Origin of the sequence: Bacillus sp. EKM202B (assembly GCF_011066025.1) — a bacterium.
GTDB lineage: Bacteria > Bacillota > Bacilli > Bacillales > Bacillaceae_G > Bacillus_A > Bacillus_A toyonensis.
Genome location: NZ_JAAMNK010000030.1, coordinates 1 through 9,202, shown reverse-complemented (window position 1 = coordinate 9,202; position 9,202 = coordinate 1). Strand labels below are relative to the sequence as shown.

Annotated in this window: 4 protein-coding genes; all 4 read right to left on the bottom strand. The window is 33.4% G+C overall.

Going from position 1 to position 9,202, the window contains the following annotated elements:
• Positions 1-2 precede the first annotated feature (2 nt).
• Positions 3-4,559: a non-ribosomal peptide synthetase gene (locus G9F74_RS24465; RefSeq protein WP_016108415.1), complete on the bottom strand. Its 4,557-nt coding sequence runs from the start codon at positions 4,557-4,559 to the stop codon at positions 3-5.
• Positions 4,560-4,573: 14 nt separating this feature from the next.
• Positions 4,574-5,827: an MFS transporter gene (locus G9F74_RS24460; protein ID WP_000858625.1), complete on the bottom strand. Its 1,254-nt coding sequence runs from the start codon at positions 5,825-5,827 to the stop codon at positions 4,574-4,576.
• 1,067 nt (positions 5,828-6,894) lie between these two features.
• Entirely contained in the window at positions 6,895-7,512 is a 618-nt protein-coding gene (locus tag G9F74_RS24455) for an SGNH/GDSL hydrolase family protein (protein WP_131202475.1), read from the bottom strand.
• Positions 7,513-7,693: 181 nt separating this feature from the next.
• Positions 7,694-8,803 (bottom strand): acyltransferase family protein, encoded by a 1,110-nt coding sequence (locus G9F74_RS24450; RefSeq protein WP_016108412.1) that lies wholly within the window; start codon positions 8,801-8,803, stop codon positions 7,694-7,696.
• Positions 8,804-9,202: the final 399 nt, after the last annotated feature.

Genomic DNA, 9,202 nt, shown 5'->3' with positions numbered 1-9,202 from the left:
TTTTACACCCTCTTCTTTGTTAATTTAAGTAATACTTTGCTCAAGCTTTCTTCCGTAAGATCCTCTGCATCAGCAAAATCTGATACCGTAAAAGCTGACTCTGTTGTTGGTTTATTTATAAGTTGGCGAAGATGCCTCAACATACCATCTGCTATTACTTGAATTTTTAATTTAGAAAACTGTTCTCTACTATACATCCAAATAAAATGTAACTTTTCATCTTTCACCATTCCGATAACATCAATTAGATGAGATGTCTTGGAATCTGGAGCATGATCTAAAAATGTAAACCCTGCCTCTTGCATAAACAAAGATTCCTTTAAAAACACCTGATCAAATTGGCCCAAATAGTTAAAGCTTATTGAAGGCTTTTGCTGATAAAACGGAAGTATTTCTTTATTCAAGTAACGTAAAATACCATAGTCTACTCCGTGATTCGGAATTCGACGCAATTGTTCTTTGACAGCCTTTAAGCCTTCAATTGGTGTTTTAGTTCCTTGAAAATTTAGATGAACAGGATAAATACTCGTAAACCAGCCCACTGTCCGTGATAAATCAATACCTTCAATCATCTCTTCTCTCCCGTGTCCTTCTAGATGAATAGAAACCGTTTGCTGATTTGTACAATCGACGATAGCTTGTCCTAATGCCGCCAATAGTACCTCATTAATCCTTGTCTTATGAGTGACTGGAACTTCGTGTAACAATGCTTGTGTTTCTTCTACTCCTAAAGTCCTCGTCACTTGATCAATAGATTCTTCTGTTGTTTCTTGTATTGGATAGTCCATTGAAATTGTCATCGTTTCTTTTTCTACTTGTTCATTCCAATAAATCTGTACTTCTTTTGAAATACCCGAATCACTGTATGTCTGGAGTCGTTCAGACCATTCTTTAAAAGATGTACTTTTCGCAGGTAAGCGAATTCCTTGACCTTGTTTCATCTGGTTATATACCACCTGTAAATCTTCCAATAGAATTCTCCACGATACTCCATCTACTACTAAATGATGAATCACCCAGAATATTCGATCATTTCCAGTCAAGTTATCCTCAAAATAAACTACTCTCATTAACGGACCAGTAACTAAATTGAAACTAGCTTGATTAATGTTCATCTCTTCTTGTATTATTTTATTCCACTCTTTTTCATTAACTTTGTTCCGTTTTACAACATGGAGTACTGACAGCTCATCAGTTCCTTCATTTCTCTGCCTCCATGTTCCGTTTGGTAACTGCTCGTACCGAAAACGTAAAGCATCATGATGTTTGATTAAATTTAATATTGCTCCCTCTAGTAACTTCACATCCAATCTCTCTTTTACTCTTAAAAGCATTGATTGATTCCAATGCTCTGGATGTGGATGTTCTTGCTCGAAGAACCAGTACTGAATTGGAGTAAGAGGCACATCTCCTGTTACAATCCCCTGCTCCGCTTGTACTCCCTGCGTTTCTATAGCCAATTGTGCCAGCTCGGCAATAGTTGGGCATTCAAACATTTGCTTTGGAGTAAGTTTTAACCCTAATTGACTTGCTTGAGATATGATTTGAATACTGAGAATCGAGTCGCCACCAATTTCAAAGAAATTATCATAGATTCCCACCTTTTTAATACCTAATACTTGCTTCCAAATGGTAGCGAGTATCTGTTCATTACTATTCCGAGGGTCAATACATTCACTATTAATCTGCTTTTCCTCCGGCATAGGTAAGGACTCACGATCAACTTTGCCGTTAGCTGTAAGTGGAATGGCTTCCATCGTCACATATCCCGAAGGTACCATATAGCTCGGTAGTTTCGCTTTAAGATACTCTCTCCACGCACCTACATTTCCATCTCCTACAACATAAGCTACTAATCGTTTATCACCCGGTTGATCCTCTCTTACAATTACAACTGCCTCTTTTATAGATGCATATGCATTTAAAGTAGACTCAATCTCCCCAATCTCAATTCGGAAACCACGTATTTTAACCTGATGATCAATTCTTCCACGATAATCCAGATTCCCATCTGGCAAATACCTCGCTAAGTCTCCTGTCCGGTATAATCTTGATTTCGGATCACTACTAAATGGATGAGATATAAAGCGCTCTGCTGTTAATTCAGGTCTATTTAAATACCCACGTGCAAGCCCTGCCCCGCCAATATAAAGCTCACCATCTACACCTATAGGAACAGGTTGTTGATAAGCATCTAATATATACACTTCTAAATCTGGAATCCGTTTTCCGATATTACTTCTCGAAGCATGATGCACATCATCTAGAGTAATTGGATAATACGTAACATGAACTGTAGTTTCTGTAATTCCATACATGTTAATTAGCTGTGGTTCTTTATCCCCATATCTTTGGAACCACGGCAACAAGCTAATGGGGTCTAACGCTTCTCCGCCAAATATCACATAACGCAGCTGCAAGTTTTTATTCTTATCTTCGTGTTCACACACTCGTATTAATTGTCGAAATGCGGAAGGTGTCTGATTTAGAACTGTGACTTCTTCCTCCACCAATAATTGATAAAAATCTTTTGGCGATCGACTAATCCAGTACGGAACAACAACTAATTTTCCACCATATAATAATGCTCCCCAAATTTCCCATACTGAGAAATCAAATGCATAAGAATGAAAAAACGTCCAAGTATCTTTTTCATTAAATTGATACCAACAATCCGTCGATTTAAATAACCGAATGACATTGTGATGATCTATCATAACGCCCTTTGGATTCCCTGTTGATCCCGAAGTATAGATTACGTAAGCTAGATTTTGGGAATTCACATTAGAAACCGGCAAGGTCTTACTTTCTTTCCCAATCTCTTCTTGATCACGATCCAGGCAAATCGATTCAACATTTTCTGGTAACCATTTCAATTCTTTTAAACTTTCTTGCGTTACGAATAACTGAATGCTCGCATCCTCTAAAATATATTGAAGTCGCTGCTCTGGATATGTTGGATCAAGTGGAACATAAGCCCCACCAGCCTTCAAAATCCCTAAAATACCTACAATCATTTCGAGAGAACGTTCAACACACAGTCCAACTAAAGTATCAGGTCCTATTCCCTTTTTCTGCAGATAATGAGCTAACTGATTTGCACGTTCATTAAGCTCCTTATAAGTAACTTTTTCTTTTTCATACGTAACTGCAATAGCGTTTGGATAAATCATTGCTTGTCGTTCGAACAATTCATGAAGAGTTTCCCGAGGCGGGAAATCCAGCTTAGGATTGTTGAACTCAACTAAACTTTTTCTTTTATCTTCATCAGAAATAATTTCGATTTCAGCTACCTTCTGCTTTGGGTTTTCAAAAGTGTTTTCCATTATCGCTAACATAACGTTAAAAAAGCGTTTTATCTCTTCCTTAGAAAATAGCTCCTCACGATAATCAATATGTACATGTAAAGAGTCTATATCAATTAGATTTTCAATATGCACTGCAAAATCTTGTACCTCTTCACGGTTTGCGATCCATAGTGAGTCACCACTTTCATCACGATCCCTATAATCGATCGTAGTTCCGAAAAGTCTCACATTGCTGTTATTCTCTTTATTAATCTGCTTTAATAATAAATCAAATGGATATTTCTGATGTCTTAATGATTTACTTTGTTTTCTGGACACCCTACCAATAAATGAAAGCACTTCTTCTTCTGGGTTAATATCCATTCTTAAAGGAACTGTACTCACCATCATTCCAATCAATTTTCGTTCCATTTTAGTCATACGGTTGCCGTAAGCCATTCCTAATGCAATATCAAGCGATGAAGTCCACCGATACATGGACAACGAGAAAGTAGCGACAAAAAGAGTATATAAACTAAATTTGTAATTTTCGGAAAAAAATTCTATTTTTCTCTTCAAATGCTCCGATAATACAAACGTTTCGCGTGATGCTTTGGTACTAACTTGGTACGTATTATAGGGCTTCAATCCGGTCACAGATGGAAGTGTTTTAAATTCCTCTAACCAGAATTTTTGATCTTTTTGAAAGCGACTACTATTCAAGTATGTTTGTTCATTAGCCAGAAATTGAACATATGAATTTTTAATTTCGCCTTCCTCAGTCTCGTTATGCATATCATAATAATGTTTTGCAATCTGCTCAGTAAATATTTGAATTGATAAACCATCCATAATAATATGATGAACATTTCCAAAGACTGCACATTCATTATCGTTTAATTTTATTAAAGCGAAATAGTATAAATTCGAATTAAATAATGTAAACGTTTCTTTTGTTTTCTGCTCAATCCATTCCTCAAGCAAATCTGAATTCTCCACATTACTGAAATCGAAAAACTCAAATTCTTGTTCTTCATGTTTAATAAAATATTGTTTAGGTTCCTGATGCCCATTTTCTTTTAATCTAATGCACAGACCGTCATTTTCACTGATAACACGATTCACAACTTGGTTTAATTTTGAATAATTCATTTTTCGATGAAGTTTAAATAAAAATCTTAAATTACATATCCCTTTATCAGAATGAATAACTTCTGTATACCATATTCTTCGCTGCGGGTGACTTAATGGAAAACATTCCTCATTGGTCATAAAAAATCTTCCCTTCAAAAATTATTTGCTCTTATAGGTTCGTGTTTATGTTTAGCCCATAAATATTTCTGCAGTGAAACTCCAATTACTCCAATGACAACAAGCCCAATCCCACCATAAACATAGAGTTGAGTTACTCCAAACAAATGCACTAATGGGCCACTCATAGCAGGAGAAATAATTAGAACTGCGTTTGTTAAACTGCTTTGAATACCAAATACTCTTCCTACTTGATCTTGATCAGATTCTATTTGTAAAATGACTTGATTAGATACAAGCATCAGCCCACTTCCAATACCAGCGATAAAACTAATCAGATAGGCCAAAACGAAGACCGTACCGGGCGTTATCAAACCAATCCCCCCAAAACCAATTCCCATTAAAACCATGCCTCCACATACTACCCAACCATATTGAAATTGTTTTAATTTCTGAGTTAGTAATGCACCAAGTATTCCGCCAAGACCAATAATAGAAATGATATATCCCATTTTACTTTTATCATGTGGGAATAAGCTCTTAAATAAAGTCGGGAATTGTGAGTCTACTAATTGTAATACTGCCATGGCTATTGTAACGAAAATCATAGTTGATAATATTATCCGATTAGATAACACATAGCCCCACCCTTGTACCCAAGCGGCCCAAGTGCTTTGCTTTTGCTTTTCAACAAGTTCTTTGGATATAGTTTCTTTGAATTTTATTGTGGGTATCAGAACTAACGTAGCTAATAAACAACTTATAGCTCTTATAATGAGGCAGAACTCTGGCTGAAACCAACTCAGCAACATGCCCCCTATAAGTGGGCCTACTATCTTGGTACCCTGCTCTACTATTCCGTTGATACTTACTGCTTTAGTAAGCAAATCTGGGGATACAATCTGTCTTGTTAGTGTTTGTTGTGCAGGATAATAGAAAACAATAAAAATGGAACGAATCATTAATGCCACTAAGAGCCAGTGGATATTTTGTACAAATAAAAGAGCAATTGTTATTAAACCAACCATCAAATTACAGAACATCATAATTGGAATTTTTCTAAAACGATCTGCAATAACACCTGCCCATGAGCCAAAAATAATTCCAGGAAGTGCATATGCAACAGGGATCAATCCAATCATAGTAGGATCTACTTCCCATTCAAACCCAACTATAGTCATAATCGCTAACATATCAATAAAAACACCAAGCATAAGCAATGAATAGGCAGAGAAAACTTGTAAATAAACCCTATTTCCTAATAGGCCTTTTGAATCGGTAGTTTTCATAAAAGCAAGCTCCTTAAGTTACTAATATAAACGCTTTTGCGTATAAGGTACCCCTTTATTAAACTTAATTAATCATTATAAATATTTCAGCTAGAATTTAACTTCGTTAAAATCTAGACTAACCTCAAGGTTTTGTATTTTTAAAATAGTCAGATAAATTCGAGTTCACCTATTTCTTCATTTTTATATCAACTGTTACAAAATAGACCTTTACCTTACACTAATAACAGCTAAACGTTGCCTTAATATAACACTTTACAGTCGTTTACACATTCAATTCACATCCTTTTTAAAGTTGGCTTTTTTCTATCTCAAATACTATCACACAAATATTTCACCTACTATATTCATAAAGTTGAAATATTTGAATCAGAAAATTCGGATAAAAAACTAAATCCACAAATCATATCAAACAAGTATTTAGTTATATTGTCATTTTATAGATGGCTTTAGCCATAAGGATATCAAGAATTAAGTTTTTTAATTTTATTAACATAATAGTTTATAGAGACTATAAATCCTACTAAATAAAAAGGTACATATACATTAAAGTATATGTACCTTTCTCTATCCTACATATTTTCTATTCAAATTAATTCCAATAACTAAAGTTGATAATAAAAATATAATACTAACAATTACTAATGCACTCATAACAAGAATTGAATAATATAGCATTAATACTTCTGCACCTACTATCTATTTTATTTATTGGACATTTATAATTCAAAAAATTACACATTATTCACAATTAGGATACATACCCAAAATATGATTTGAACATGTTATTATATTTTAAGATAATATAAAATCAGTTTTTCTATAAGAGAACTTAATCTTTATGTAGTACGAAATTGTTAGTAATACAGTATATATTTTAATTTAGTTATAAAAACGTTTAAAGACCACCTATTTCGATAAGTAATCTTTCTTTGTGATTTTGCATTTGTGCACTACTGTAGAAATATATCGTAGATACGCTTTGTTTGCTAAATTTTTAGTTCTTTCCATTTACTAAAAAACATAGCTTCATACAATTAATATTATATTCGTTAAATTGCAAACTATTATTTTGTCTTCTGTACAGGCAAACTACTAAAAATCAATTCAGCAACTTTTACATATCCTTTTGAGTTTGGATGAATGAAATCCGTAGACCAAAGCGTATTGTCATTAACTAAATGATGATTCCAAAAGTCAACATGATGAAGCTTATACTCTCTACTCAGTGAAAGTATAACTTCATTTGCCTCTAATAATTGTTCTTTTACTACTTGTTTTTTTTCAGAAGGAAATGGAAGCCTAACAGTAAAATCTGGAAGGTTTGCTATCATAATATCAGCGCCTGTTTTACTTAATGTGTCTATCATAAATTCCATATCGTTCTTATATGCATCATGATTCCAACGTCCTTTTAAAACATCATTTGCACCTGCAATGAGACTAACCAAATCTGGATTAAAAGTTAATGCCTTTTCCAATTGCTGCGAGCGAATTTCTTCAGTTACTAACCCACGCTTTGCAAAATTAGCATATTCTATATCGTTTTCACACAGTTGAACAAAATGATCTACCCAGCTTTTTAATGCTATTCCCTCAACTTCATCCCCTATCCCCTCTGTAAAACTATCACCAATTGCTACAAATCGCTTCCACATATGTATTCCCCCTTTATTATTAACCATATCTATACTATACAATAGCTCACACCGTAATTGTTATTTCTAAGTGGTTTTCGTTTTCGTTTTCAATTATATTCCACTTTACTATATTTACATTTAGAATCCAAAATTGACCGATTCCTAAGTATACTTAGGAATCAGTCATATTCGTATATTTACTAAAGAAATAAAATCTCTCTAGGAATTATACTTTTTTCAAAAAATTTGTTGTTCTTTGTTTTGCCCAGTTGATACATTTCTTTTCGATTAAATGATACGAAACTATAGAAAAAAGTAGTGTCATTATAATGCACAAAGTGAGAAGGAAAAAAATAGGTATCTTTGTATACAAAAGTTTAAATAGTACCATCATGATTGGAAAATGACACAAATAGATACTGTATGAAATTTCTCCTAAATATACAAATACACTCTTATTTAAAAATGCTTTTATTTTTAGGTTACTCATAGCCATTATAATAAATATACTAACCCCCATTACGACACCCCAATCTTTGAATAAGAAAGTAGTATCATTACGGGAAAAACCATAAATTAAAATGGAATATAAATATAGAATAATCCCTAATGCAATAAGAAATCCTTTTTTATATTTTTTCATATTTTGATATAAGTAAATAAGTTTTTCCTGATACTTAAAAAGTAACATTCCAACCATAAACATAGATGTGAAATGCAGTGTATCGACATAACCATTATAAAATCCCTCTGCTTTCCCAATATGCAACATATTAAGGAAAACACTAATTAAAGAAAAGCTCAAAGCAATTAATATCGTTTTCTTCCAACTCAGTTTATAAAAAAGAAGGAATAACAAAGGAAATACAATCGATATACGCATTTCTTGAGCCAATGACCAAATAACTGGATTGTAATTTTCCGTAAAAAAGTTATTAAGAAGCACAATGTGGTTTATAATATCTATTTTTGTTATAGACCCTTGCCACCTATCATAGAACCAATCCCGTAGTCCTGCCACCTCATACGGTGAAAACAAAATAAATAACGCAAAGGTAATGATTATCCAAAAATAGTAAGGAATATAAATTCTTACAAATCGCTTAATTAAATATCCCCAATAATTTGTTTTTGAATGATAAAGTGCCATAGATAACACAAAACCACTCAGTACATAAAAAACGATTACCGCTTCTCCACCCGCCCATAAAAACCTAAGCGGGGAAAATTTAATAGAATTAGGCAACGATGGTAGCATTAAACAAAAATGTCCAAATACCACTGTAAGTGCCGCTAACCCTCGTATGGAATCTAATTCTTTTATTCTCTTACTCATAAAATATTCTCCTTGTAAATTGTAAATTTTGCTGTTAATAAAGGCCACTATACTAGTGTAGTGGGAGAATCGTACATATTCTTTCTTTAAATCTCTAATATAAGCAGTACAAACTCAATCTATGCATCTATTTTCTAGCCTCCATTTCTTTATATAATTAATTTAAAACAAAATATTTAACAGAAATAAGTACCAGGTATCAATTTTTATTTTCACCTGATGGAATAATGAATGTTCTTTCATCATGTAACTTTATTAAACTAACCTTGCATCAGAACCCTTTGAATCTAAATATTCATAATAAACGCCATCCTTCCTGTATTGGAGTGAACCCTGAGAATGAGACGATAAAAAACACCTCTCTAAATCGTAAGTATCAGTTATGATTTTAATGGAGGT

What these genes read in the sequence shown, in the direction of transcription:
- G9F74_RS24460 (WP_000858625.1), bottom strand. Translation starts at nt 5,827, where the DNA reads ATGAAAACTACCGATTCAAAAGGCCTATTAGGAAATAGGGTTTATTTA.
- G9F74_RS24450 (WP_016108412.1), bottom strand. Translation starts at nt 8,803, where the DNA reads ATGAGTAAGAGAATAAAAGAATTAGATTCCATACGAGGGTTAGCGGCA.
- G9F74_RS24465 (WP_016108415.1), bottom strand. Translation starts at nt 4,559, where the DNA reads ATGACCAATGAGGAATGTTTTCCATTAAGTCACCCGCAGCGAAGAATA.
- G9F74_RS24455 (WP_131202475.1), bottom strand. Translation starts at nt 7,512, where the DNA reads ATGGTTAATAATAAAGGGGGAATACATATGTGGAAGCGATTTGTAGCA.